The following is a 23639-nucleotide window of genomic DNA, read 5'->3' as shown; positions in this document are numbered from 1 at the left end:
CAGCGTTGCTGTCGCGTTCGTCAGCCCTCGTTGTGGTTCTCGTGGAACCCGGCGCTGCCCTTGCGCCAATAACCGGCGGCCTTGATCCATGAGCGGTTGTGGCCGCGTTCCTCGACCAGATGCCTGCGCAGGATTTTCACCGTGTCGTTTTCGCCGGCGATCCAGATATAGCCGTCGCCTTCGGGAAGTTGCAGCGACGTGACGGCATCGAGCAGGAACGCGGGATCGCTGGCAGTGTCGAGCGGGCGGTGGACCCAGCGGGTGTCGAGGCGGGTGGCGGTTTCGAAGGCCTGCTGTTCCTCAACGCCTGCCACCGTGGCGATGACGATGACAGGCACGTCTGCCCGCAACTCTTCCAGCCGGCGGCCGATCGCAGGCAATGCTGTTTCGTCGCCGATCAGCAGGTACCAGTCGAAATCATCGGTGACGACGAAGGAGCCGCGCGGTCCGCCGACGCCGAGCCTGGTGCCGGGCCTGGCGACTGAGGCCCATTCGGTGGCGGGACCGGCCGCATGGATGGCGAAATCGACCACGAGTTCGCCCTTTGCCGCATCATGACGGCGGGGCGTGAAATCCCGCATCGGTGAAGCGACGACGCCTTCCGGCAAAGCGGGCGCATCCGGCCCTACCGGCCAGACGGGGGCGTCCTGACCTGCGAGCGGCAGGCACAGCTTGACGTGATCGTCGTAACCGGCGCTGACGAAGCCCTTGAGGTCGTCGCCGGTCAGCGTGACGCGAACCATCTGCGGGGTGAGCCGCTCGGCCGTCGTCACGGTGAGAAGACGGCGGCGCAACTCGTGGCGGACGCGCGCGACGGCGTGTCTTTCGGTCATGAAAAATCCTTTAGCTTGGGCGGGGCTAGCCGCGATTGATCTCGTCGACGGCGCGGCGGAGGATATCCGCGAGCCGTGTCGCCTCCTCGGAGGAACAGCCGCGTTTGTGGAACAGCGAGGCCTTGATCGCCTGGCGGGCAATTTCCAGCGCGTGGTGGCCATGGGCTTCCGGATCTTCGCCCGGCACCTGCCCCCGGCCCTCCATGACATCGCGCACCGCATCCATCTTCGAGCCGATACGGCCAAGGCCGTCGATGATGCGATCGGCTCCTGCCCGGTCGGTCTCCAGGGCGGCGCGGCCGGCCTCGGTGATGGTGAACAGCTTCTTGTTGCCATCGGCTTCCGCCACCGCATGGCCGATTTCATCGAGATAGGTCAAAGCCGGATAGATCATGCCGGGGCTCGGCACATAAAAACCGCCGGAAATTTCCTCGATGGTGCGGATCAGTTCGTAGCCATGCGCGGGCTGGCGGGCGAGCAGCGCCAGGATCAGCAATTGCAGATCGATCGACGACAGCTTGCGCCCGGCGCGAAAACCGTCGCGCGACGCAAAGCCGCCTTCGAAACGGCCGGGACCGTGGCGGCCATGGCCACCATGGGCATGCCGCTCGCGGCAGGATTCCTCGTGAGTGCGGTGCTCGTGTCCGCGATGACGTCCAAACATGGGATTTTCCTTCGTAAGATATAACACTAGATATATCTTACGATATATTTTTCGATAGGCAAGCGGCTCTGTCCGCATTCCGGAGGACTTTGCTACAATGACGGGCACGGACTGCAGAAAAGCGCTGCAGACCCAAAGGCTTCGGCCGGGAAAAAAATTCATACGCCTTGTGGAATTGGCGCAGGGCCATTCGTCATTAGGAGGCAATTGTTCACGCAAACAGGAGGAACGTTCATGCAGAAGATCACGCCCTTTCTCTGGTTCGACAACACTCTCGATGAGGCACTGGCCTTCTATCTGTCGATTTTCCGGCAGGCGAAGGTGACCTATCAGCAGAAGGGGCCGGACGGCAAAACCTTCACCGCCGCCTTCGAATTGGAAGGACAGGGGTTCATGGGGCTGAACGGCGGGCCGCATTACAAGCTGACGCCCGCCGTCTCCTTCTTCGTCGCCTGCGCCGATCAGGCGGAGGTCGATCATTATTGGGACAGACTGCTGGATGGCGGACAGGCGCAGCAATGCGGCTGGTTGACCGACCGCTTCGGCGTTACCTGGCAGATCATTCCGGATGCGTTGATGCGGCTGATGAGCGATCCAGACCCGGCCAAGACTGGCAGGGTGCGCGACGCGATGATGCGGATGGTCAAGATCGACGTGGCCGGGCTCGAGAAGGCGGCTGCCGGGTAAGCGCCCTACCCTTCGAGATCGTCCTTCAACCGGCTGAGCAAATTGACGGCCTGGGCGGCATAGGGACCGATCCAGCGGTCGTGGATATGCTTGATCGGCAGCGGGTTGAGATAGTTCCAGCGCTCGCGGCCCTCGCGCTTGACGATGACCAGATCGGCCGCCTCCAGAACCTTCAGGTGCTGCATTACTGTGCAGCGGTCAAGGGCGGGAAACCGCGCGCACAAATCCCCGGTCGTTTGCGGCTGGTCCTTCAGCACATCCAGCATGGCACGTCGGCTTGATGCGGCCAAAGCCTTGAAGATTCGATCGTTTTCATCATCAGTTGACATGTTATATTTTTATAACATAATAGGTGTCAGGACAAGCAGAAAAACAGGAGGAAAGAACATGGAACTGAAATTCAGGGTCGCCGGACGCATCGCCAAGCCGGTCTCGGAGGTTTTCGAGGCGGTGGTCAATCCGGAGCAATTGTCGCGCTATTTCACCACCGGTGGTGCCAAGGGCAGGCTTGAGACGGGCGCCACCGTCACCTGGGATTTTCACGACTTTCCCGGCGCCTTCCCAGTCCAGGTGATCGAGGTGATCAAGGACGAAAAGATCGTTTTCCAATGGGCGGCGGATGAAGGTAAAGGCTCGGATGCACCGAAATACGACACCACGGTGACCATGGCCTTCCAACCCGTCGAACCCGGCCGCACGCTGGTGACGATATCAGAGGAAGGCTGGCGCCAGACGCAAACCGGGCTCAAAAGCTCCTACGGCAATTGCGAGGGCTGGACGGGTGCGCTGTGCGCCATGAAGGCCTGGCTGGAGCACGGCATCAACCTGCGTGAAGGGTTCTACAAGTAACCGATTGCGAACAGCCGGCGCGGCATGTCAGTTCTTCGGAAACCGCCGCGCCTGCCACTGACTTTTCGGCACCGCACTGCCGACCGCGAAACTGAAGGCGGCGATCCCGTTAACATCGCTGTTGACAGAACATTTGAAGTCGACATCGATCCACCCCTGCGCGGTCTTGTAGGCGGCACCCGTGGCCGTCATCACCTGCCCGGAAATGGGAGAACCGTTGCGTGGATCGAAGAACAGGCCCTGCGGCACGGTATCCGGACGGGCACGGCGCACCTGCTCCAGCGTCTCGATCATGCACATCTGCACGATCCGCCGGTCCTTCGGCAGCTTGCCGAGCGCCTGGCGGACGCGCGGATCGGACAGCGTATCGGCGGAATAGAGTTCGCTTGCCTTCTTCAACTCAGATGGTGGACGGCTGGGTTTGTTATCGGCTGAAAGATTGTCTGCCGATGCAACCTTTTGCGGATCGGACACGGCGACATCCACCGGCCGGTCCTGCGGCTTGGCTCGTGGAATCGGCACGGTCTCGATCAGCGCCTCGCCTTCGTTAAGCACCGGGTTGGCATTGGTGGCCTCGGGAAGATTGAGTTCGGGCAACTTTGCAGCAGCCGGGGTCTCGGCCGGTTTGTCCAGCGGGCTGGGCAGCTGCGGATCGACCTCTTCCGGCGCCTGCTCGCTCGCCAATGGAGCGGCGCGTTCAGCGCGCGGCTCCGGTTCGGCCTGCTTTTCCGGCTCAGAAGGACGGTCTCCGCCTGCGTCCTTGCCGCCCTCCTTGGCTGCGGATTCGAGGGCCTGCGGCTGAAGCGGCGGGATATTTGCGGTTTCGCTTTTTTCGGTTTCAGCCTTCTGGGCTGCGGCTTTCTGGTCGTCGGCCTGCCCTGCCTCCGGTTTATCCGCAGGCTTCTGCTCAGGCTGTTCTTCCGCCTTCTCCGCCGGTTCCTTGATCGGCGTCTCGATCGGCCTGGCGTCTTCCTGCGGCTTCGTTTCCGGTTCAGGCTTGGTTTCCGGTTTTTCTTCCGGTTTCGGTTTCTTCTCTGGCTCTGGCTTTTTTTCCGCTTCTGGCTTTTTTTCAGGCTCCGGCGCCTTCTCGGGCTCTGGTTTCTTTTCCGGCTCCGGAACCATCTCGACCTTGACCACCTCTTCCTCTGCAGGTTTTGGTGGCGCGACCGGCAGCTGGAAAAGCAGAAATGCGGCAACGGCCACATGCACGGCCACGGACGCAAACAGCCCCGCTCCGAATGTACCCCGCCGTTTTTCCGAATTCTGCTGCATAGGATGGTCGATAGAGCCGGATACTGACCGGATCGTGACCGGCGGACAATGAGACAATGGAAATCGCCAGCCTGAACGGTTGACGGCTCTTCCTAACACGCGGGCAACGCCGTTCCTAGCACGGCAGACACCAACTCAAGCCTCTGTGATCTCGAAACGATCGGGATAAAAAGCCAGATGATCCTTGATCACGGCAACCGCATCATAGGGCGCCTCGTAGGACCAGATGGCATTTTCAAGCCCGGCATCACCGGCGGGAACGCTGAAATAGGACGCATCACCCTTATAGGGACAATAGGTGGCGTGATCGCTCCGTTGAAACTGCGCCATATCGACATCGGCGCGGGGAATGTATTGCACCGCCGGATACGACGCCTCGCGCAATGTCAGCGCGCTCCGGCTGTCGGCGACGACAATATCTCCCAGCCGGACAACAACACGGCCGGGATTGGGTGTGATGACGATCGGGTGATCCGGACCGGGTAATTTGACAGGCTTGTCGAGCATGGGAAACTCCAAGCGTTTGAAGCGGCTTTGCCTCTTTCACATTGGGTCGCCACGAGAAAGAATCAAGGGCATGCGCTCTCGCAGGACGGATGCCTGCAAGCCTGCCCGGTTTACCCCGCTCAGCCCGATCGAACGCCCTATCCGAGCGAACTGATCAGCTCCCGGTAGGCGGCCTCCGGGAATGCCTTCAAGGTGCGGGTGCGCACATTGCCGCCCATGCCGAGCGACAGTGAAAACCGCGCCATCACCGCATCATCAGGCGCTTCACACACCGCCACCATGTCATGATCGCCCATGGTCAGGTAGAACTCCTTGAACGAGCCGCCCATATCCTTCAGCAGCTTCTTCGCGGCGTCGAGACGCTTGGGCGAATCGCGCACATTCTTGACACCCTGCTCCGTCCAGTTGATCAGCACGATATACATGGTCATGGCACACCTCCCATTCGGCACGACCTTGACGGTCGCACCGCGATTGATGCCTCCACCCCCGCCTCATCGGACGCACCATCCGGCAAAGCGGACGGCCGATCTCAGTCAACAGAACGCGTACGATGAAAGCCCAGAGGTTTTAGCGAGGACTAAAGTATATTCCTGTCGGCTTTAGTGAACAAGCAAGGGGTAAGGTTAGCAATTGAGATGCGATCAGGCTGAGCGGAAAAATTCATTTTTGCTAATGAGACCGCCGCAAAGACAGGGACGCAAGCAGACAACTGCCGCTTGCGCATCAGGCGGGTTGATATTCTCCCGGTCTGCCGAGGCGAACCCACGCTTTCATTTCATCGACACGCTCCTGCATGGGCAAATTCACCGCCTCGCGCTCCGAATGGCCCTCGTGGATTTTCTTTTCGGTCATCCAGCCCTGGAAAGTCGCATAGTCGGAGACAAGCTTGGACGGTCCTGGCGCATCGACATTCGCCTCGACACGAAAGAAGTCCCGGACCTTCTTGATGACTGTCTCGTAATCATCGCGATGGTGATCGACATCCTGACCGGCAATATCCGACAATGTACGCTTCAGGTCGTATGGCTCGCGCTCGAAAATCAAGAATTTCTTTAGATGCGCACCCTTAGCGCCACTGCGCCGATATCCAAGATCGACCCCGAGTTCAAACGGCATATTCATCCGGAGAAACTCGCCCGCTTCCCGGGCGCGGCAGCGCGAGAGATCATGAATGGAATAGCGTGACCGCTGAATCAGATCGACAATCTTATCGAGCCGGTTTTCGCCGGCCTCCAGCCGTTCACTGGCAAGGCGTGGGGTCAAGCCGAAATAAACGACACAGAATACGGCCGCCTGCAGAAGCGCTGCAAACTCAGCGTCGAACGGGCAATTGATAAAGACATTCCGATCAAAATCCGGATCCACGAATGTCTACTTCTTGGCAGGCAAAGGGTCGTTCGCGTAGGATCGCCGGTTGCGGATCAGTCCATCCTTTCCATGAATATACAGCGTGGCTCCCTCGATCCGGGCGATTTTTCTCGCCGCTTCGACAGCCTCATCCTGGGTTGGGAACGTCCTGGATGCGCGCGAAGACCCTGCTTCGCGGATGCTCCACTTGCCGCCGCTTGGGATCACATGCTTGCCTTTGCTCGACATAAGCAACTCTCCAGTTCCTGCCACCCAGCATTGTATAGATTTATAGAACCGTGCCAAGGGACTGGTGCATTGTAAATACCCTTGCCCCCATTCCAACGAAAAACCCGGCCAGTTTTCACTGACCGGGTTGCAATTTTTCATCTCGCAAATGCCGCCGCTTAGCTATCGAGGAACGAGCGCAGCTTGCGGCTTCTCGACGGGTGCTTGAGCTTGCGCAGCGCCTTGGCTTCGATCTGGCGGATACGTTCGCGGGTGACCGAGAACTGCTGGCCGACTTCTTCCAGCGTGTGGTCGGTGTTCATGCCGATGCCGAAGCGCATGCGCAGCACGCGCTCTTCGCGCGGGGTGAGCGAGGCCAGAACACGAGTCGTCGTTTCGCGCAGGTTCGCCTGGATAGCGGCGTCGATCGGCAGAAGCGCGTTCTTGTCCTCGATGAAATCGCCGAGATGCGAATCCTCTTCGTCACCCACCGGGGTTTCGAGCGAAATCGGCTCCTTGGCGATCTTCAGGACCTTGCGGACCTTTTCGAGCGGCATGGCCAGCTTTTCGGCCAGTTCTTCCGGGGTCGGCTCGCGGCCGATCTCGTGCAGCATCTGGCGCGATGTGCGCACGATCTTGTTGATCGTCTCGATCATGTGCACCGGAATACGGATCGTGCGGGCCTGGTCGGCGATCGAGCGGGTGATCGCCTGACGGATCCACCAGGTCGCATAGGTGGAGAACTTGTAACCACGGCGGTATTCGAACTTGTCGACCGCCTTCATCAGACCAATGTTGCCTTCCTGGATCAGATCGAGGAACTGCAGGCCGCGGTTGGTGTACTTCTTGGCGATCGAGATGACGAGGCGAAGGTTTGCCTCGACCATTTCCTTCTTGGCGATGCGGGCTTCGCGCTCGCCCTTCTGCACCATCGAGACGATGCGGCGGAATTCGAAGATCGAGATACCGGTTTCCGTGGCCAGATTCTGAATCTCGCCGCGAATGTTGCGGATCATCGTACCTTCGTTCTTGGCGAATTCCTTCCAGCCCTTGGCGGCCAGATTGGCGATCGACTTCATCCAGTTCGGATCAAGTTCGGCACCGGCATACTGTTCCAGGAAGCTATCGCGCTTGACGCCATAGGATTCGGCCAGGCGCAGCAGGCGGCCTTCGTTCTGCATCAGACGCTTGGAAATGTCGTAGAGCTGCTCGACAAGGCTATCGACTCGGTTCTGATTGAGCGACAGCGACTTCACAGCCGTGATCAGCTCGTCCTTCAGCTCCTTGTAGCGGCGCTCCTGGGCGGGCGACAGCGTGCCGGTGGCAGCCAGCCGCGCTTCGACCTGCTGGTCCTGCAGCTTGCGCAGCTTCTTGTAGGTCTCGGCGATGATGTCGAGCGTTTCCATGACCTGCGGCCGCAGTTCCGCTTCCATCGCGGCGAGCGAGAGGTTCGATTCGTCGTCGTCCTCTTCCTCTTCCTCAGCCGGCAGGCCCTCGCCGCCGACATTGGTCACGTCGTCGTCGCCGGCGCGCGGCTTGCGGTTCTTTTCCTTTTCCTCGGCAGCCTTGCGGTCGGCCTCGATCTTCTCGGGACTCTGGAACTGCGGCGCGGCCTTGGCTTCCGGACCGGAATAGGTGGTTTCGAGATCGATGATCTCGCGCAGAAGCGTGTTGCCTTCGTTGAGTTCGTCGCGCCAGATGATGATGGCCTGGAACGTCAACGGGCTCTCGCACAGGCCAGCGATCATCGTTTCGCGGCCAGCCTCGATGCGCTTGGCAATGGCGATTTCGCCCTCGCGCGACAAAAGCTCCACCGAGCCCATTTCGCGCAGGTACATGCGCACCGGATCATCGGTGCGGTCGGTCGGTTCTTTCTTCTTGGCGGTCGCAAGCGCGGTGCCGCTCGAAGGGGCCAGTTCGCCGCCTTCGCTCTCGCCATCGGAATCGCTGTCTTCTTCCTCGGACGCGGCCGGGCCTTCGTCGGCTTCCTCGTCCTCGACGACATTGATGCCCATTTCGCTGAGCATCGCCATGATATCTTCGATACGATCGGGGTCAACCTGATCGGACGGCAGAACCTCGTTCAGCTCGTCCATGGTCACATAGCCGCGCTTCTTGGCGGCCTTGATCATCTTCTTGACCGCGTCATCCGAGAGATCGAGAAGCGGGCCGTCGGGTGCGCCTTCGCGTTCGGCTTCTGCTTCTTCGTTCTCTTTGACTTTGGTTGCCATTTATATCGTCGCTTTCCTTGGACAGCACTCAACGCGTGCGCGGTGCAAAACTCTTTCGAGGCTCGGGGGCGTCAAGCGCTCCCCACCGCGAATCATTACCCCTGACGTAACGGGATGATCTTTAATTCCTGATTAACCACGACAGTCACCGCGGTTAAACCGGCCAGCTGCGACAGCAGCGCCGTTTTGACATCACTTGCATGATGGATCTGTCCGCCGTACCCATTTCACTCACTGTATCAGAAATGGTGATTCCCACAATTTTCGGTCCCGTCAAGCATTTCCGGTGAAAAACCGTTCAAATCGGCAAAAAAGACCGAATCAAGCAGAGAGCTTCAAAGATTCAGTTCCATGGCCGAAATGTAGGAAGTGTTGATGGAAAGACAAGGGTGAAAAGAATCGCCGCTTGTGGATGAGCCGCCGCTTCTCCGTCAAAACGTTCCTTTCCATCAAAAACTCCGTCCATCGACCTTGGTGATCGTCAAGGTTTCAAGATCGACATCCGGCAGGCAGCGGACATTGACTGCCGCCATCGGCCCGGTCCTGCCCTCCCCGTCGGCATAAGGCGCAATTCCACAGTTGGCACAGAAGTGATGCTGGATGACGTGCTTGTTGAACTGATAGGTCGATACGGCCGAGGCGGGTGTCTTGAGCGTCAGCTTTTCGCGCGGCACGAAGGCCAGAAGGCCGCCGCGCCGGCGGCACATCGAACAATTGCAATCCATCGCCTGCGTGATCTCGGCCTCGACCTCGAAGGCGATGGCTCCGCAATGACAGCTTCCCGAATAGATCATCAAACCCTCCCAAGTCGGACAGCTTGAGAGATGATGCCTCCGGTGGCGATGTCAAGGTCTTGCCTGCATCGCCACCCAAAAAGACGCAAATTCCAAAGCCGCGTACGGCTAGGCCATCGTGGCGCCGATCACCAAAATTTCGGTGCGGTTGGGCACGCGGTCATGGAGATCGATTACATCCTGGTTGAGCATGCGCACGCAGCCGGACGACACCGATTTGCCGATCGTCCACCATTCCGGTGAACCGTGGATGCGGTAGATCGTATCGACGCCGTCCTTGAAGATATAGAGCGCGCGGGCGCCGAGCGGGTTTTTCAGGCCCGGGTCCATGCCGCCATTGGCAATGCTGTAGGGTTTAAGATCGGGGCGGCGGGCCACCATCTCGTCGGGCGGGGTCCAGCGCGGCCATTTTCGCTTGTACTGGATGACGCCACGGCCTGCCCATTCGAAGCCCGCACGGCCCAGCCCGACGCCGTAGCGCATCGCCTTGCCGTTTTCATAGGTCAGGTAGAGGAAATGATTGGCGGTATCGACCACCAGCGTGCCGGGACGCTCGCCGGTGGTATTGTCGACCCACTGGCGGCGAAAGCGCGGCGGCACCTTCTGGTATGGGATGGCCGGCAGCGGGAACTGCTCGTCGGGCCTTGCGCCGTACATTTCGCTTTCGGCGGTGGGCAGTGCGACGGGTTCGGCTTCGGCGGCGACAGGCCGGGCGGTGGTGGCGCAGCCGGTAAGACCGAGCGCTGCAAAGGCGCCGCCCGCCTGCAGGAAGGTTCGGCGGGACACATTCAAATCAATCAATCGGGGAAACCTCATCTGCTTGTCGAAGGTCCCCCGCTTGCCATGCGCGGGCAGGCATGGGAAGCCACCCAACGCAAACGTGAACGGCTTGTGATGGGGCCGGATGCCCGCCACAAACGCCTCAGCGGTGCGGCCGCTTCACGCAGCCATGGGCGAAGCCGCTGCACGGGTTTGACGTGGTGCACCTGGAAACCTGCCCCGCAGCATCACGGGACCGGTTGCGGCCTACCAGTCCATGACGACCTTGCCGGAATTTCCCGAGCGCATGGCCTGGAACCCGTCGCGGAAATCGTCGATGCCGATGCGGTGGGTGATGATCGGCGACAGGTCGAGGCCGCCTTGCACGAAGGCGATCATCTTGTACCAGGTCTCGAACATCTCGCGGCCATAGATGCCCTTGAGGTTGAGCATCTTGAAGATGACCTTGTTCCAGTCGATCTCGAAGCCGGTCGGCGCGATGCCGAGAATGGCGATCTTGCCGCCATTGTTCATCTTGTCGATCATGTCGCGGAAGGCAGGCGCCGCCCCCGACATTTCCAGCCCGACATCGAACCCCTCGGTCATGCCGATGCGCTTCATCACATCCGACAGGTTTTCCTTCGACGCATCGACGACATAATCGATGCCCATCTTTTCGGCCAGCGCCAGCCGCACCGGATTGATGTCGGTGATCACCACCTTGCGCGCGCCAGAGCGTTTGGCGACCATGGCGCCCATGATGCCGATCGGCCCGGCACCGGTGACCAGCACGTCCTCGCCGACGACGTCGAAGGAGAGTGCCGTGTGCACGGCATTGCCGAACGGATCGAAGATCGCGGCGACCTCGTCCGGCACCTCGTCGGGGATGGCCACGACATTGTATTCCGGAATGCAGACATATTCGCCGAAGGAGCCGGGGCGGTGCACGCCGACGCCGAGCGTGTTGCGGCACAGATGCCCCCTGCCCGCCCGGCAATTGCGGCATTTGCCGCAGACGATATGGCCCTCGCCCGAGACACGCTCGCCGACATGGTATTTGGTAACGGCCGAGCCGACCTGCGCGATGACGCCAACAAACTCGTGGCCGACCACCATCGGCACCGGAATGGTCTTCTGTGCCCACTGATCCCAGTTCCAGATATGCACGTCTGTGCCGCAGATGGCGGATTTCTTCACCTTGATCAGCACGTCATTGGGGCCGGGCTCCGGCACCGGCACATGCTCCATCCACAGGCCCACTTCAGCTTTGGATTTGACGAGCGCCTTCATCATGTTTGTCATCGGTGGTTCCTCAGAATGTTTTTGTCATCGGCGGCGAATGTCTTCCACCCTGCCCTTGAGGGGGAGGGTCGGCGCGCAGCGACGGGGTGGGGTGATCTGCAGCATATGCAGTTGACCTTGGTGTTCGCTGTGGTCACCCCACCCGCAGCTTCGCTGCGACCTCCCCCCTCAAGGGGGAGGTAAGGGTCTCAAATCACACCCAGCTCTTTGCCGACCTCTTCGAACACCGCAATCGCCCGGCGGACATCGGCCTCGCTATGCGCCGCCGACATCTGGGTGCGGATGCGGGCCTGGCCCTTGGGCACGACCGGGAAGGCAAAGCCGACCACATAGACGCCTTTTTCCAGCATTTTTGCCGCAAAAGCCTGCGCCAGCGACGCATCACCCAGCATCACCGGGATGATCGGATGGCCTTCGCCGGCCAGCGTGAAGCCGAGCTTGCTCATTTCGGTGCGGAACAAAGCGGCGTTGGCTTCGAGCCGGGCGCGCAGTGCGTCGCCGTTGTCGATCAGGTCGAACACTTTAAGCGAGGCGGCCGCGATGACCGGGGCCAGCGTATTGGAGAACAGATAGGGGCGCGAGCGCTGGCGCAGCCAATCGACCACCTCGGCCTTTGCCGAGGTATAACCGCCGGATGCGCCGCCGAGCGCCTTGCCGAGCGTGCCGGTGATGATGTCCACCCTGCCCTCGACGCCGCAATATTCGGCCGAACCACGGCCATGTTTGCCGACGAAGCCGACGGCATGGCTGTCATCGACCATGACCATGGCACCGTATTGTTCGGCAAGGTCACACACGCCTTGCAGATTGGCGATGATGCCATCCATCGAAAAGACGCCATCGGTGGCGATCAGCTTGAAGCGCGCGCCCTCGGCCTTCTTCAACTCTTCTTCCAGTGCCGCCATGTCATTGTTGGCATAGCGGAAGCGTTTCGCCTTGGAGAGACGCACGCCATCGATGATCGAGGCGTGGTTCAGCGCATCGGAAATGATCGCGTCTTCTTCGTTCAACAACGTCTCGAACAGGCCGCCATTGGCGTCGAAACAGGAGGAATAGAGGATCGTATCCTCAAGCCCCAGAAACGAGGAAATGCGCGCCTCGAGCTGCTTGTGCTCCTCCTGCGTGCCACAGATGAAACGGACGGATGCCATGCCGTAGCCGTACCGGTCCAGCGCCCGTTTACCGGCTTCAGCCAGTTCCTCGTTATTGGCAAGGCCAAGATAGTTGTTGGCGCAGAAGTTCAACACTTTCGCGCCAGAAGCAACCTCGATTTCGCCAGCCTGCTTGGACACGATCACCCGCTCGGACTTGTAAAGCCCGGCGGACTTCAGTCCCTCAAGTTCGGAGGAAAGGTGAGTGATGAAGGCTGACGTCATGAAGGCCGCTTTCCAGGATTTGAGATCGGGTTGCGATGGAGACCTATCATATTCCGATCCACATGACAGCGAAAGACAGCGTCAGGACGGGGCGTTTGCACGACAGGATGATCCATTGCTGTCGTCCATCCGCGACGCGGATTATTTCGACCACGGCAGGCCTGCAACAGACCGGTCAACATCCCGGAAAGGCTGATGGACGTTTTATGTTGCCGCGCCGTTGCATGCATGCTGAGATTGCGGCACGCGGCACCTGCCGCACCGATACATGGGAGGCCGCCAATGACACGCACTTTCCTGCTCGCCGCTCTGGCAATGCTTGCGACGGGCACCGCACACGCCGCCGACGATTGTGCCAATGCGCAGGATCAGACGACGATGGACGTCTGCGCCAGCGAGTCCTTCAAAAAGTCAGACAAGCAATTGAACGATCTCTATAAACAGATCGGGACGCGGCTGAAGGACGACGCGGACAAGACCAAGCTTCTGGTGGCGGCGCAACGCGCCTGGGTTGCCTTTCGCGATGCCGAATGCGCTTTCTCATCCTCGGGCGTGGCAGGCGCAAGCGCCTATCCGATGATCCATTCCATGTGCCTCGACGGGCTGACACAGACGCGGGCGAAGGATCTGCAGACCTATCTTGCCTGCGAGGAAGGCGATCTGAGCTGCCCCGTTCCATCGGCGCAATGATCGTATGAAGCCAGCCGCAAGCCTCGGCAAAAAGGTTCACGGGCAGAAAAAATAGTTGACCAAGTCAAGTATTTTGGTGTCGATGGGCAATCTCTTCTCCACGGCGAGGAAGCCATGACAATCTTCGACAGATTTTCCCTGAACGGCCGGGTCGCGCTCGTCACCGGCGGCGGGCGCGGGCTTGGGCTGGAAATTGCCCTTGCGCTGGCCGAGGCCGGAGCGCATGCCGTCATCAATGGGCGCACTGCGGCGACGCTTGATGATGCCGTGACCGCGATCACAAAGGCTGGCGGCAGCGCCGAGGCGGCGGCCTTCGACATCACCGACCGCGAAGCGCAGCGCGACACGCTTGCCGGGATCGAAAAGCGGCATGGACGGCTCGATATTCTCATCAACAATGTCGGCGCCCGCGACCGGCGGCCGCTGGCCGCATTCGACGACGATGCGGTGATCGACCTGATCCAGACAGACCTGATCGCGGCACTCACCCTGTCGCGCGATGCAGCCGCGATCATGAAGAAGAACGCGCACGGGCGGCTGATCTCGATCACCTCGATCAACGGCCAGGTGGCGATGCCGGGCGACGGCATCTATCCGGTCGCCAAGCAGGGACTGACCGGCCTGATGCGCTCGATGGCGGTCGAATTTGGTCCGCATGGCATCACCAGCAACGCCATCGCGCCGGGCTGGTTCGCCACCGAGACCAATGCGGCGATGGCCGCCGACGAAGACCTGATGCCCTTCGTGCGCCAGCGCATCCCGGTCCAACGCTGGGGCCGGCCGGACGAGATCGCCGGCGCGGCACTCTTCCTCGCCAGCGACGCCGCATCCTTCGTCAACGGCCACGTGCTGACGGTGGACGGCGGCATGACGGTCAGGATGTAGGCGGCGGGATACTGGCATTCGAGGTAGATTTCGCGGCGTCACCGCTTAGGTGCCTTGCGGCTCACCCCCCTCTGTCACTCCGTGACATCTCCCCCACAAGGAGGGAGATCATCCTTTTCCCTCAAACGATCATGCAAATTAGGCGATCATATAAAATCGCGAACTCGTTAGGAGGGCGCAGCAGCAAACGGCCAATCTCCCCCCTTGTGGGGGAGATGTCACGGAGTGACAGAGGGGGGTAAGCCGCGCAGCACGTAAGCGGTCGCCAGCAGACACCCAAATCGTCAATCAAATCCGCGAATGACATCGAGAAATGCGTCGCCATAGCGTTCCAGCTTGGACTGGCCGACGCCGGAAATGCCAAGCAGGGCGTCGTGATCGTGCGGGCGGGCGGTGGCAAAGGCGATGAGCGTCGTATCCGGGAAGACGACATAGGGCGGCACGCCGAGTTCCTTGGCGATGCCGGAACGGGCCCGGCGCAAGGCCTCGAACAGCTCCGCATCCGAACCGGACAGGGCGGATTTGGCGCCGGACGCGGCCGACTGCCGGGCGTTCTTGCCCTTGCCTGTCGCGGGACGGTCCTTACGAAACCGGACCTCGCGCTCGCGCTTGAAGACGGTACGGGCGTCCGGTTCCAGCTTCAGTGCGCCAAAGGCTTCATGATCGACGCTGATCAGGCCGGCGGCGAGCAACTGGCGATAGACCGACTGCCAGGTTTTCGACGGAATATCCTTGCCGGCTCCAAAGACCGGCATCTTGCTATGGCCAAAACGCTCGGTCTTTTCGTTTTCGGTGCCCAAGAGCACATCGATCAGATGGCCAGTGCCGAACCGCTCGCCGGTGCGGTAGATCGCCGCCAGCGCCTTGATCGCAGCGTCTGTTCCATCCCAGGTTTCGACCGGATTGATGCAGGTATCGCAATTGCCGCACCTACCGCCATGCGCCTCGCCGAAATGGGCAAGGATCGATTGCCGCCGGCAGCCGGGCGTTTCGCAGATGGCCAGCAGCGCATTCAGCTTGGCGCGCTCGACCCGCTTGATATCGTCGCCCGACGTGCCGCCATCGATCATCCGGCCGCGCTGGATGACATCGGCCATGCCATAGGCCATCCAGACGTCCGACGGCAGGCCGTCGCGCCCGGCACGGCCGGTTTCCTGGTAATAGGCCTCGACCGAACCCGGCAGATCGAGATGGGCGACATAGCGTACGTTCGGCTTGTCGATGCCCATGCCGAAGGCGACGGTCGCCACCAGGCACAGGTCTTCTTCCTTCAAAAAGGCATCCTGGTTGGAATCGCGCACCGCCCTGTCCATGCCGGCATGATAGGCGAGCGCACGAACACCCTGCCCGTTCAGCCATTCGGCCGTATCCTCGACCTTGGCGCGCGACAGGCAATAGACGATGCCGCTGGACCCCTTGTGGCGCGACAGGAAGCGCAACAGTTGCTGGCGCGGCTGGTCGCGCTCGACGATTTCATAGGCGATGTTCGGCCGGTCGAACGAGGTGGTAAAGACTTCGGCGGAGCGTAAGCCCAGCTTGTCGATAATGTCTTCGCGGGTGTGCGGATCGGCTGTTGCCGTCAGCGCCATGCGCGGCACGCCGGGATAATGTTCGGCAAGCTGGCCCAGCTCCCGGTATTCCGGGCGAAAATCATGTCCCCACTGCGAGACGCAGTGCGCTTCATCGATGGCAAACAGCGAAATCCTCGCATTGCCGATCATCTCCTTGAAGCCCGGGGTGACGATACGCTCCGGCGTGACATAGAGAAGTTCGAGTTCGCCATTGGCAATCGCCCGGCGGACATCGACGAATTCTTCGCGCGACAGCGAGGAATTGAGCGCGGCAGCCCTCACCCCAAGCTGCTTCAATGCCTCCACCTGATCGCGCATCAAGGCAATCAACGGCGACACGACGATGCCGACGCCATCGCGGCACAGCGCCGGGATCTGGAAGCAGAGAGACTTGCCGGCCCCGGTCGGAAAAAGCACCACGGCATCGCCGCCGGACACCACCCGCTCCACGACGGCCGCCTGCTTGCCGCGAAAGGCGGGATAACCGTAAACCCTTTTCAACACGGATAGCGGATTTTTCGCACCGTCAGTGTCAAACAGGGGATCGATACGGTCTTTGGTCTGCAGCATGGAATCGCCTTCGTGGGGAAAGCCGACTATGGCACAGATCGGGTGGCGGGTGCGAGGGTTTTGCCACATGTCCGGCCCCGATGCACATTGACGGCACGCCCGCACCGCACGAAAACGGACAGCCGGTCACCGTCGTGCAAAGCAGCCTTCTGCCGGGCGGGACGGCCAACTCATCCTGCTTGCCTGCCGGTGCCTTGCTATTTCGCCGCCGGGCCCTTCACGCGTTCCGACAGCACGCCAAAACCGTCGATGATCGCTTCCTGGTTTTCCAGCCGGGTCACTTCCACCCGTACGTCCTGGAGATTGCGCAGGATCTGGCTGACGGTGTCGTCGTCGCCTTCTTCGATTGCGTAGGCCCAGGATATCCTGGTTATCCCAAATTCTGATTGTCAGGCGGGCTGCACAGAAGCCGCCGGCTCACTCCGCACCCACCTGAGCAACTTCCGGCGCCGCGCCATATTTTTCCTTCGTCCGCCGTTGATAGGCAATGAACGCGGCGGCCGGCAGTGCTTTTGAAAAAAGCCACCCTTGCCCGAAATCGACTCCGTGGGCTTTCAGATAACCGGCCTGCTCCTCCACCTCGATGCCTTCAGCGACAGTGTAGAGCCCGAGCGTCTTTGCCATGTCGATGATGTGCGGGGTGACGGAGCTGGTGGCCGTGTCCCTGCCGATCGTGTCGATGAAGGACTTGTCGATCTTCAGCGCGTCCATCGGCAGGCCCTGCAGATATTGCAGGCTGGAATAGCCGGTGCCGAAATCGTCGATGGCGACGGAATGCCCGCGTTCGCGGGCTTTCGTGAGCGTCACGCGCGCTGCGTCTATATCCATGAAGCCGCGCTCGGTCGCCTCCAGCCATATCTGCTCAGGCCGGATGCCGGTGTCGGCAAGTTTGGCCTCGAGAACGTCGAGAATGCGGCCGGATTTGATATCGGCGGCACATAGATTGACGGCGATATGCAGGGTGCGGTCTTGAACGAGGGTGCCGTTCAGATCCATAATGACTGCCTCGATGACCTGGTCGGTGATCGGCATGATGAGGCCGCTCTCTTCGGCAAGCGGGATGAAAAGATCGGGCCTGACAAGCGAACCGTCGGGCCGCCGCCAGCGCACCAGCGCTTCGGCACCGAAGCATATGCCGGTTGTTAGCTCAACGATCGGCTGGTAGTGGACGATGAATTCGCGGTTGCGGACAGCGATCTCCAGGTCTGCCAGCGGCGAGAAACATTTGCGCGACAGCCATATGACGATGCCGACGATGAAGGCCGCGATGAACGCGCCTAACGGCAAGAGGAGTATCTGCTCATTTCGCAGCTGAGAGGCGAGCAAGGATCGCGGCTCGGTGGCAACCGCAATCAGGCCGTCACCACCCACCGCAGCAAACAGGTCGCTGTCCGTCATCCCTTTACGGGGCTCACGAATAAGGGAGCGGACAAGCTTCGGATCAGGTGCGTTCACGGCGTTGAGCAGCGCGCCCTGCCCGTTTGCCAAGGCAATGGACATGCCGTCGTCAAGCAGAGTATCCATAAACCGCGACGGAGCGACAAGAACGTTGTGTGCGCCCTCATGCAGAGCCATCATCTGCTCGCCACCGCTGATAGCGGGCTGAATCCGGATCGTCACCTCCATACCGTCAGGCGTCACATAATCGACATGCGGCTTGGGGATTTCGCCGACGGATCTGCCCCAGGACGTGCATTTGACCAGACCATCCTCCAAATAATCCATCTCTTCGACGGACATGGTGTTGAAGGTCAGGGCGCGCATACGCGCGATGTGAACGTCGGAACAGGGTATGAAGGATACCGCCGCCATGGCGTCGAGCGCGCCCTTCGCATCGGCGAACGTGTGCGTCGCCCGCAAAAGTGTCCCCCGGGAGAACTGCGCCAGACGATCCTGCCTGCTCTCAACCGCGATGACCCATGACATATAGGCCATCGCGACGATCGGGATCAGCGCGCCGAAAAGACCCAGAAAAACAGCAACCGCGATAATGCGGGAACGCCGCCTATCCATTTTTCACAAACCCCGCGATGAGCTCAGGGAGACTCATGCCAAGGTTGCATTAAAAATCTATTTCGGCTTTCTGCGGCATTGTATTTATCCGGCAGCAATCCGGAATTTCCGACAGAAATCAAACGTTCGCACGCCCCTGCGGATGGGCGCCTGCAGGCCCAACGACGAAGACCAGACTTTTGCAATTGCCGGGCGCGATGGCACGAGGCCCGCAAACTCCTGCGCCGCCCGTCAGTTGAGGCGGAAAACGCCTGTGCCGGCCAAAGCTCTCCTACTTGCCCGCAGGGCCCTTCACGCGTCCCGACAGCACGCCAAAACCGTCGATGATCGCTTCCTGGTTTTCCAGCCGGGTCACTTCCAGCTGTACTTCCTGGAGATTGCGCAGGATCTGGCTGACGGTGTCGTCGTCGCCTTCTTCGGTTGCGTAGGCCAGTTCGCTTTCCAGTTCACGGCGCTGCCACAAGAGCGCCTTGGTGCGCTGGTGAAGGGCGAGTGCCTGCAGGTAGCCTTCGCGGGCATCCTCGGGCGCTGCGGCGGTGGTTGCGGTCCACAGGCGGGCAAAGCGTATCTGCTGGTCGAGCGATTTCAACAGCGTATCGAAGCCCTCGGCCTCCAGCTGCTCGACGAGGATTTCGCGTGACAGGCGCGGACCTTTGGCGGCGGCGGCGTTGAGCACCGACGACCAGAAGCGCTGCAGATCGCGATTGTCGTATTCGATCGCGGAAATCTCGTCATATTCCTCAAACAGCAGCTGCGGATGATTGACGATGGTCAGCGCCAGCACGCTTTCGCGCAAGGGCGGCAGCGCCTGATGACCGCTGACCAGCGACGAGCGGGCAAGCCTATCGGAAATTCCAGAGCGTTCCGACATGCGTCCGCCCTGCTGTCCGCTGCGGCCCTGCCCTTGGCCGCCATTGCGGTTGGCACCCTGGCGCTGGTTGCGGTCGAAATTGCGCTGGCCGTTCTGCTGGCGCGAGGCACCCTGAAAGAACTGGTTGAGCCGGTCGCGCACATCCTGGCCATAGTGGCGGCGGACGTTTTCATCTGATATCACCGAGACGACCTGTTTCAGGGTTGCTTCCAGCTGGGCGCGGCTTTCCGGCGTATCGAAGGCCCCTGCCTGGGCCTCGCGCAGCCAGACCATTTCCGACAGCGAACGGGCCGATGCCATGACCTTATCGAACGGCGCCCGGCCCTCGTTGCGGACGAGATCGTCGGGGTCCTTGCCATCCGGCAGCATGGCGAAGCGCACCGAGAAACCGGGTTTGAGATGCGGCAGCGCCAGATCGACGGCGCGGTTGGCGGCGCGGATACCGGCGCTGTCCCCATCGAAGCAGAGCACCGGCTGCGCGGTGAGTTTCCACAACAGCGCCATCTGGTTTTCGGTGAGCGCGGTGCCGAGCGGCGCCACGGCATTTTCGATGCCGGCCTGATGCAGCGCGATCACGTCCATATATCCTTCGACGGCAATGATGGTCCCTGCGCCGTCGGCGCCACCCATCGCCTTGCGGGCGCGCGAAAAATTGTAAAGGACGTTGCCCTTGTGAAAGAGCTCGGTCTCGTTGGAATTGAGATATTTGGCCGGCGCATCCGGAGACATGGCGCGGCCGCCAAAGGCGATGACCTTTTCGCGCGACGACAAAATGGGAAACATGATGCGGTCGCGGAAGCGGTCGTAGGAGACCGGCTTATCGGGACCGTGAACGACGAGGCCGCAGGCTTCGATCTGGTCTTTCGGTATGCCCTTTCCGGCCAGAAACTCCTTCAGCGCATTGCGGCTTTCGGGCGCGTAACCGAGGCGGAACGTCTCGATGGTGCGGCCGGTCAGACCCCGGTCGCGCAGATAGGCGCGTGCCTTGGCGCCGTTTGCCGTCTGCAGCTGGTCCTGGAAAAACTGCGTCGCCACTTCCATGACGTCCTGCAGGCCGATGCGCTGGCGGTCGCGCTTTTCGGCCTCGACATCCGGCTGCGGCATAGCGACACCGGCGAGATCGGCAATCTGCTGCACGGCCTCGGGAAAGGCCATTCCGTCGAGATCAGTGAGGAAGCGGAAATGATCGCCGGAGACGCCGCAACCGAAGCAGTGATACCGGCCCTTGCGATCCTCGCAGTGAAAGCTCGGCGATTTCTCGCCATGGAACGGGCAGCAGGCCCAATAGTCGCCACGCGAGGCATTGGTCTTCTTGCGATCCCAGGTGACGCGTTTGCCGATCACGTCCGAAATGGGAACGCGGTCGCGGATCTCGTCAAGAAAGGAGTTGGAAAATCGCATGAATACCTCTGGGCTGGCTTCCATATAGGCGGCAAACCGCGCCCGCGCTACAGAGGGGATACGTCATACCCGCAATTCACAGGTTGACGGTTTCCGCAACTGTATATACAATCTGTATTGTTATCGTTGGGTCTGGCGAAGCCAGTGGGGCATTATGATGTTAGACCCGCAACCATTGACGTCTTTTGATTGGAATGACCAAAAGCGCCTCGACAATATCCGAAAGAATGGCATCGACTTTGAAGATGCCATTCTTGCTCTGCAAGCATCCAGGATCGAGTTTCAATCCATCAGAAACGGAGAAGTCCGGACGTTAGCGATTTGCCCAGACACCAACCGCATCATCACTGTCGTCTACACGATGCGAGCGGAAATCTGCAGAATCATCTCCGCCCGTCCGGCACACAAGAATGAGCAAAGAATCTATTACCAGAGTTTCTCTCGATGAAATCCTCGATAAGCGGGCACGCGGCGAAAAAAGCCTGACCGACTGGGCGCGCGTCGCAGCCCTGACCGACGAGGACATCATGGCGGCCATGCGGGACGATCCCGACTGGGCGGAATTCATGGATGTCGACTGGTCAAAAGCGACGATCGTCTACCCGACCCCGAAGAAAGCCGTTTCGATCCGGCTCGACGAGGATGTCATCGACTTCTTCAAGAAGAGCGGCAAGGGGTATCAGACCCGGATGAATGCGGTGCTGCGGCATTTCATGACCGAGCAGAAAAGCCGGAAGAACGGATAGCTTCAGGGCGCTGCGGAAAATAGGCGGCGCCGGCGCGGCCGGACATCACGGTCAGATCAACCGTCAGGCAGCGGACAGCAGTTCCTTGAGCACGGACGAGGCCTTGGCGAAATCCATCTGCCCGGCATAACGCTCCTTCAACACCGCCATGACCTTGCCCATGTCCTTTACGCCGCTGGCGCCGGCTTCAGCGATCGCTGCGGCGACATTGGCGCGCACGTCGGCTTCGCTCAGCTGCTTGGGCATGAAATCCTGAATGACGACGATTTCGGCGCGTTCCTTGGCGGCGAGTTCCGGGCGGGCATTGTCTTCGTAGATCTTTGCCGATTCGTCGCGCTGCTTGACCATCTTGGCCATCAGCTGCAGGATTTCGTCGTCCGTGGCGTCACCCTTGCCGGTGCCGCGGTTGGCGATATCGCGGGTCTTGATCTCGGCCTGAATGAGACGGACGGTGGAAAGCCGAAGGGCATCCTTGGCTTTCATCGCATCCTTGAGGGCGGCAGCGAGTTGATCGCGCATGATTGTCTTACTCCTGTTTGATGGCGCTTCATAAACCAGCCGGACAGACCGGGGCAAACAAATTGCGCGAATCCGCGGTAAAAGCCGCAGGAAAAGCCCGATCCCGCCGTCTTCAAGATTGACCTTGCCGGGCGCTGCAGGTATTGACCGTCACCTGCACCAACATCGTGACCAGGCCTGACAGCGCGCGCCGATCGCCCGCATCTGCCCGCCTGCAAACCACAACGGCCGGCCGGCGTTCCCTTTCGGAGCGTCCGTGACGCGCCGCCTGAACGGGATGAAGACAATGACCGCGACAGCCCCCTGGACCACCGCAAAACCAACCGCCCTGCTCGTTCTGGCCGACGGCACCGTCATCGAAGGCAAGGGCATCGGCGCCACCGGCAAGGTGCAGGCCGAAGTGGTCTTCAACACCGCCCTCACCGGCTACCAGGAAATCATGACCGATCCGTCCTATCTCGGCCAGATCGTCACCTTCACCTTCCCGCATATCGGCAATATCGGCGCCAATGACGAAGACATCGAAGACCTGACGCCGGCAGCGCGCCACGGCGCGGTCGGCGTCATCTTCAAGGCCGACATCACCGACCCTTCCAGCTACCGCGCCGCAAGAAATCTCGACACCTGGCTGAAGGCACGCGGCATCATCGGCATGTGCGGCATCGACACCCGCGCGCTGACCGCCTGGATCCGCGAGAACGGCGCGCCGAACGCGGTGATCGCCCATGACCCGAACGGCGTTTTCGACATCGACACCCTGAAGGCGGAAGCCAAGGCCTGGAGCGGGCTCGAAGGCCTCGACCTCGCCAAGGTCGCCTCTTCCGGCCAGACCTCGCGCTGGAGCGAAAAGCCCTGGGTGTGGAACGAAGGCTATGACGAACTGGCGGACGCCGACACGACGTATCATGTCGTGGCGCTCGACTACGGCGTCAAGCGCAACATCCTGCGCCTGTTCACCGGGCTCGGCTGCAAGGTCACCGTCATGCCGGCAACGACGTCGGCCGAAGATGTGCTTGCCCAGAAGCCGGACGGCATCTTCCTGTCGAACGGCCCGGGCGACCCGGCGGCAACCGGCGAGTATGCGGTTCCGGTGATCCAGGAACTGATCAAGAGCGACATCCCGCTGTTCGGCATCTGCCTTGGCCACCAGATGCTCGGCCTGGCACTCGGCGCCACCACCGAAAAGATGCACCAGGGCCACCACGGCGCCAACCATCCGGTCAAGGACCACACGACGGGCAAGGTCGAGATCGTCTCGATGAACCATGGCTTCGCGGTGGATTCGAAGTCCTTGCCGGAAGGCGTTGAAGAGACTCACATTTCGCTGTTCGACGGCACCAATTGCGGCCTGCGCCTGACCGGCAAGCCGGTGTTCTCGGTCCAGCATCACCCGGAAGCCTCGCCCGGCCCGCAGGACAGCCACTATCTCTTCCGCCGCTTCATCAATCTGGTGCGCGAGAAGAAGGGCGAACCGGCGCTGGCCGAACGCTGATATTTTACCCTTATAAAATGCTGAAAGCC

Annotated in this window: 25 protein-coding genes; 8 read left to right on the top strand and 17 right to left on the bottom strand. The window is 60.8% G+C overall.

Translation table 11 applies throughout. The features are described from left to right. Nucleotides 1–20 precede the first annotated feature (20 nt). Nucleotides 21–833 carry a siderophore-interacting protein gene (locus tag ACP7BS_RS00920; protein WP_426235371.1) on the bottom strand — a complete coding sequence of 271 codons (813 nt, stop codon included), beginning with the start codon at nt 831–833 and terminating at the stop codon, nt 21–23. 25 nt (nt 834–858) lie between these two features. After that, nucleotides 859–1497 (bottom strand): PadR family transcriptional regulator, encoded by a 639-nt coding sequence (locus ACP7BS_RS00915; protein ID WP_426235369.1) that lies wholly within the window; start codon nt 1495–1497, stop codon nt 859–861. Between the two features lie 234 nt (nt 1498–1731). Between ACP7BS_RS00915 and ACP7BS_RS00910 the strand changes: the two genes are divergently transcribed. Beyond that, nucleotides 1732–2184, top strand: coding sequence for a VOC family protein (locus ACP7BS_RS00910; RefSeq protein WP_426235367.1), 453 nt, complete (start codon nt 1732–1734; stop codon nt 2182–2184). Nucleotides 2185–2189: 5 nt separating this feature from the next. Here ACP7BS_RS00910 and ACP7BS_RS00905 read toward each other — a convergent pair whose 3' ends face one another. Next, nucleotides 2190–2513 (bottom strand): metalloregulator ArsR/SmtB family transcription factor, encoded by a 324-nt coding sequence (locus ACP7BS_RS00905; protein ID WP_318410618.1) that lies wholly within the window; start codon nt 2511–2513, stop codon nt 2190–2192. Nucleotides 2514–2571: 58 nt separating this feature from the next. Here ACP7BS_RS00905 and ACP7BS_RS00900 point away from each other — a divergent pair, with 58 nt between their 5' ends. Beyond that, entirely contained in the window at nt 2572–3033 is a 462-nt protein-coding gene (locus tag ACP7BS_RS00900) for an SRPBCC family protein (protein ID WP_426235364.1), read from the top strand. Between the two features lie 27 nt (nt 3034–3060). Here ACP7BS_RS00900 and ACP7BS_RS00895 read toward each other — a convergent pair whose 3' ends face one another. The 10 genes from ACP7BS_RS00895 to ACP7BS_RS00850 form a co-directional block, all read right to left on the bottom strand. Beyond that, nucleotides 3061–4305, bottom strand: a complete 1245-nt coding sequence (locus ACP7BS_RS00895; protein WP_426235362.1) for a DUF930 domain-containing protein — start codon at nt 4303–4305, stop codon at nt 3061–3063. Nucleotides 4306–4440: 135 nt separating this feature from the next. Next, nucleotides 4441–4812, bottom strand: coding sequence for a DUF427 domain-containing protein (locus ACP7BS_RS00890; RefSeq protein WP_426235360.1), 372 nt, complete (start codon nt 4810–4812; stop codon nt 4441–4443). 137 nt (nt 4813–4949) lie between these two features. Further along, on the bottom strand, nt 4950–5243 hold the full coding sequence (locus ACP7BS_RS00885; protein ID WP_426227370.1) for a GYD domain-containing protein: 294 nt from the start codon (nt 5241–5243) through the stop codon (nt 4950–4952). A 295-nt stretch (nt 5244–5538) separates the two neighbouring features. Then, entirely contained in the window at nt 5539–6180 is a 642-nt protein-coding gene (locus ACP7BS_RS00880) for a hypothetical protein (protein ID WP_426235358.1), read from the bottom strand. A 6-nt stretch (nt 6181–6186) separates the two neighbouring features. Beyond that, a complete protein-coding gene (locus ACP7BS_RS00875; protein ID WP_426235357.1) occupies nt 6187–6411 on the bottom strand; it encodes a DUF2188 domain-containing protein in 225 nt (74 codons plus the stop codon). A gap of 158 nt (nt 6412–6569) precedes the next feature. Next, nucleotides 6570–8621 (bottom strand): RNA polymerase sigma factor RpoD, encoded by a 2052-nt coding sequence (gene rpoD, locus ACP7BS_RS00870; protein ID WP_426235355.1) that lies wholly within the window; start codon nt 8619–8621, stop codon nt 6570–6572. Nucleotides 8622–9070: 449 nt separating this feature from the next. Continuing rightward, entirely contained in the window at nt 9071–9415 is a 345-nt protein-coding gene (locus ACP7BS_RS00865; RefSeq protein ID WP_426235353.1) for a GFA family protein, read from the bottom strand. A 108-nt stretch (nt 9416–9523) separates the two neighbouring features. Further along, nucleotides 9524–10216 carry a L,D-transpeptidase family protein gene (locus ACP7BS_RS00860; protein ID WP_426235351.1) on the bottom strand — a complete coding sequence of 231 codons (693 nt, stop codon included), beginning with the start codon at nt 10214–10216 and terminating at the stop codon, nt 9524–9526. 225 nt (nt 10217–10441) lie between these two features. Further along, nucleotides 10442–11476 carry an L-threonine 3-dehydrogenase gene (gene tdh / locus ACP7BS_RS00855; RefSeq protein ID WP_426235349.1) on the bottom strand — a complete coding sequence of 345 codons (1035 nt, stop codon included), beginning with the start codon at nt 11474–11476 and terminating at the stop codon, nt 10442–10444. 188 nt (nt 11477–11664) lie between these two features. Then, entirely contained in the window at nt 11665–12852 is a 1188-nt protein-coding gene (locus tag ACP7BS_RS00850) for a glycine C-acetyltransferase (RefSeq protein ID WP_426235347.1), read from the bottom strand. Nucleotides 12853–13134: 282 nt separating this feature from the next. Here ACP7BS_RS00850 and ACP7BS_RS00845 point away from each other — a divergent pair, with 282 nt between their 5' ends. Both ACP7BS_RS00845 and ACP7BS_RS00840 read left to right on the top strand, forming a co-directional pair. After that, on the top strand, nt 13135–13542 hold the full coding sequence (locus ACP7BS_RS00845) for a lysozyme inhibitor LprI family protein (RefSeq protein ID WP_426235345.1): 408 nt from the start codon (nt 13135–13137) through the stop codon (nt 13540–13542). Nucleotides 13543–13656: 114 nt separating this feature from the next. Next, a complete protein-coding gene (locus ACP7BS_RS00840) occupies nt 13657–14427 on the top strand; it encodes an SDR family oxidoreductase (protein WP_426235343.1) in 771 nt (256 codons plus the stop codon). Between the two features lie 284 nt (nt 14428–14711). Here the strand turns inward: ACP7BS_RS00840 and recQ are convergent, their stop codons facing one another. Then, nucleotides 14712–16568 (bottom strand): DNA helicase RecQ, encoded by a 1857-nt coding sequence (gene recQ / locus ACP7BS_RS00835; protein ID WP_426235341.1) that lies wholly within the window; start codon nt 16566–16568, stop codon nt 14712–14714. Nucleotides 16569–16648: 80 nt separating this feature from the next. On the opposite strand from recQ, the gene ACP7BS_RS00830 reads away from it, so the two are divergent. Beyond that, a complete protein-coding gene (locus ACP7BS_RS00830) occupies nt 16649–16954 on the top strand; it encodes a hypothetical protein (protein ID WP_426235339.1) in 306 nt (101 codons plus the stop codon). A gap of 31 nt (nt 16955–16985) precedes the next feature. Here the strand turns inward: ACP7BS_RS00830 and ACP7BS_RS00825 are convergent, their stop codons facing one another. Both ACP7BS_RS00825 and dnaG read right to left on the bottom strand, forming a co-directional pair. Beyond that, nucleotides 16986–18581 (bottom strand): EAL domain-containing protein, encoded by a 1596-nt coding sequence (locus ACP7BS_RS00825; protein ID WP_426235337.1) that lies wholly within the window; start codon nt 18579–18581, stop codon nt 16986–16988. Between the two features lie 271 nt (nt 18582–18852). After that, entirely contained in the window at nt 18853–20853 is a 2001-nt protein-coding gene (gene dnaG, locus ACP7BS_RS00820; RefSeq protein ID WP_426235335.1) for a DNA primase, read from the bottom strand. Between the two features lie 154 nt (nt 20854–21007). Between dnaG and ACP7BS_RS00815 the strand changes: the two genes are divergently transcribed. Continuing rightward, the gene (locus ACP7BS_RS00815) at nt 21008–21301 is read left to right on the top strand and encodes a BrnT family toxin (protein WP_426235333.1); all 294 of its coding nucleotides are present in this window, start codon (nt 21008–21010) and stop codon (nt 21299–21301) included. Then, nucleotides 21264–21599 carry a BrnA antitoxin family protein gene (locus ACP7BS_RS00810; RefSeq protein ID WP_426227345.1) on the top strand — a complete coding sequence of 112 codons (336 nt, stop codon included), beginning with the start codon at nt 21264–21266 and terminating at the stop codon, nt 21597–21599. The genes ACP7BS_RS00815 and ACP7BS_RS00810 overlap by 38 nt, the downstream gene beginning before the upstream one ends. A 63-nt stretch (nt 21600–21662) precedes the next feature. Here ACP7BS_RS00810 and ACP7BS_RS00805 read toward each other — a convergent pair whose 3' ends face one another. After that, nucleotides 21663–22121: a GatB/YqeY domain-containing protein gene (locus tag ACP7BS_RS00805; protein ID WP_426228499.1), complete on the bottom strand. Its 459-nt coding sequence runs from the start codon at nt 22119–22121 to the stop codon at nt 21663–21665. A 283-nt stretch (nt 22122–22404) separates the two neighbouring features. On the opposite strand from ACP7BS_RS00805, the gene carA reads away from it, so the two are divergent. Next, nucleotides 22405–23610 carry a glutamine-hydrolyzing carbamoyl-phosphate synthase small subunit gene (gene carA, locus ACP7BS_RS00800; RefSeq protein ID WP_426235331.1) on the top strand — a complete coding sequence of 402 codons (1206 nt, stop codon included), beginning with the start codon at nt 22405–22407 and terminating at the stop codon, nt 23608–23610. Nucleotides 23611–23639: the final 29 nt, after the last annotated feature.

The organism is Pararhizobium sp. DWP1-1-3, assembly GCF_049896125.1.
Lineage (GTDB): Bacteria > Pseudomonadota > Alphaproteobacteria > Rhizobiales > Rhizobiaceae > Pararhizobium.
This window is presented reverse-complemented; position numbering and strand designations above follow the sequence as displayed.

Bases quoted from the DNA above. Each gene is read 5' to 3' on its own strand.
- ACP7BS_RS00920 (WP_426235371.1), bottom strand. From the start codon at position 833: ATGACCGAAAGACACGCCGTCGCGCGCGTCCGCCACGAGTTGCGCCGC.
- ACP7BS_RS00915 (WP_426235369.1), bottom strand. From the start codon at position 1,497: ATGTTTGGACGTCATCGCGGACACGAGCACCGCACTCACGAGGAATCC.
- ACP7BS_RS00910 (WP_426235367.1), top strand. From the start codon at position 1,732: ATGCAGAAGATCACGCCCTTTCTCTGGTTCGACAACACTCTCGATGAG.
- ACP7BS_RS00905 (WP_318410618.1), bottom strand. From the start codon at position 2,513: ATGTCAACTGATGATGAAAACGATCGAATCTTCAAGGCTTTGGCCGCA.
- ACP7BS_RS00900 (WP_426235364.1), top strand. From the start codon at position 2,572: ATGGAACTGAAATTCAGGGTCGCCGGACGCATCGCCAAGCCGGTCTCG.
- ACP7BS_RS00895 (WP_426235362.1), bottom strand. From the start codon at position 4,305: ATGCAGCAGAATTCGGAAAAACGGCGGGGTACATTCGGAGCGGGGCTG.
- ACP7BS_RS00890 (WP_426235360.1), bottom strand. From the start codon at position 4,812: ATGCTCGACAAGCCTGTCAAATTACCCGGTCCGGATCACCCGATCGTC.
- ACP7BS_RS00885 (WP_426227370.1), bottom strand. From the start codon at position 5,243: ATGACCATGTATATCGTGCTGATCAACTGGACGGAGCAGGGTGTCAAG.
- ACP7BS_RS00875 (WP_426235357.1), bottom strand. From the start codon at position 6,411: ATGTCGAGCAAAGGCAAGCATGTGATCCCAAGCGGCGGCAAGTGGAGC.
- rpoD (WP_426235355.1), bottom strand. From the start codon at position 8,621: ATGGCAACCAAAGTCAAAGAGAACGAAGAAGCAGAAGCCGAACGCGAA.
- ACP7BS_RS00865 (WP_426235353.1), bottom strand. From the start codon at position 9,415: ATGATCTATTCGGGAAGCTGTCATTGCGGAGCCATCGCCTTCGAGGTC.
- tdh (WP_426235349.1), bottom strand. From the start codon at position 11,476: ATGACAAACATGATGAAGGCGCTCGTCAAATCCAAAGCTGAAGTGGGC.
- ACP7BS_RS00850 (WP_426235347.1), bottom strand. From the start codon at position 12,852: ATGACGTCAGCCTTCATCACTCACCTTTCCTCCGAACTTGAGGGACTG.
- ACP7BS_RS00845 (WP_426235345.1), top strand. From the start codon at position 13,135: ATGACACGCACTTTCCTGCTCGCCGCTCTGGCAATGCTTGCGACGGGC.
- ACP7BS_RS00840 (WP_426235343.1), top strand. From the start codon at position 13,657: ATGACAATCTTCGACAGATTTTCCCTGAACGGCCGGGTCGCGCTCGTC.
- recQ (WP_426235341.1), bottom strand. From the start codon at position 16,568: ATGCTGCAGACCAAAGACCGTATCGATCCCCTGTTTGACACTGACGGT.
- ACP7BS_RS00830 (WP_426235339.1), top strand. From the start codon at position 16,649: ATGCACATTGACGGCACGCCCGCACCGCACGAAAACGGACAGCCGGTC.
- ACP7BS_RS00825 (WP_426235337.1), bottom strand. From the start codon at position 18,581: ATGGATAGGCGGCGTTCCCGCATTATCGCGGTTGCTGTTTTTCTGGGT.
- dnaG (WP_426235335.1), bottom strand. From the start codon at position 20,853: ATGCGATTTTCCAACTCCTTTCTTGACGAGATCCGCGACCGCGTTCCC.
- ACP7BS_RS00815 (WP_426235333.1), top strand. From the start codon at position 21,008: ATGATGTTAGACCCGCAACCATTGACGTCTTTTGATTGGAATGACCAA.
- ACP7BS_RS00810 (WP_426227345.1), top strand. From the start codon at position 21,264: ATGAGCAAAGAATCTATTACCAGAGTTTCTCTCGATGAAATCCTCGAT.
- carA (WP_426235331.1), top strand. From the start codon at position 22,405: ATGACCGCGACAGCCCCCTGGACCACCGCAAAACCAACCGCCCTGCTC.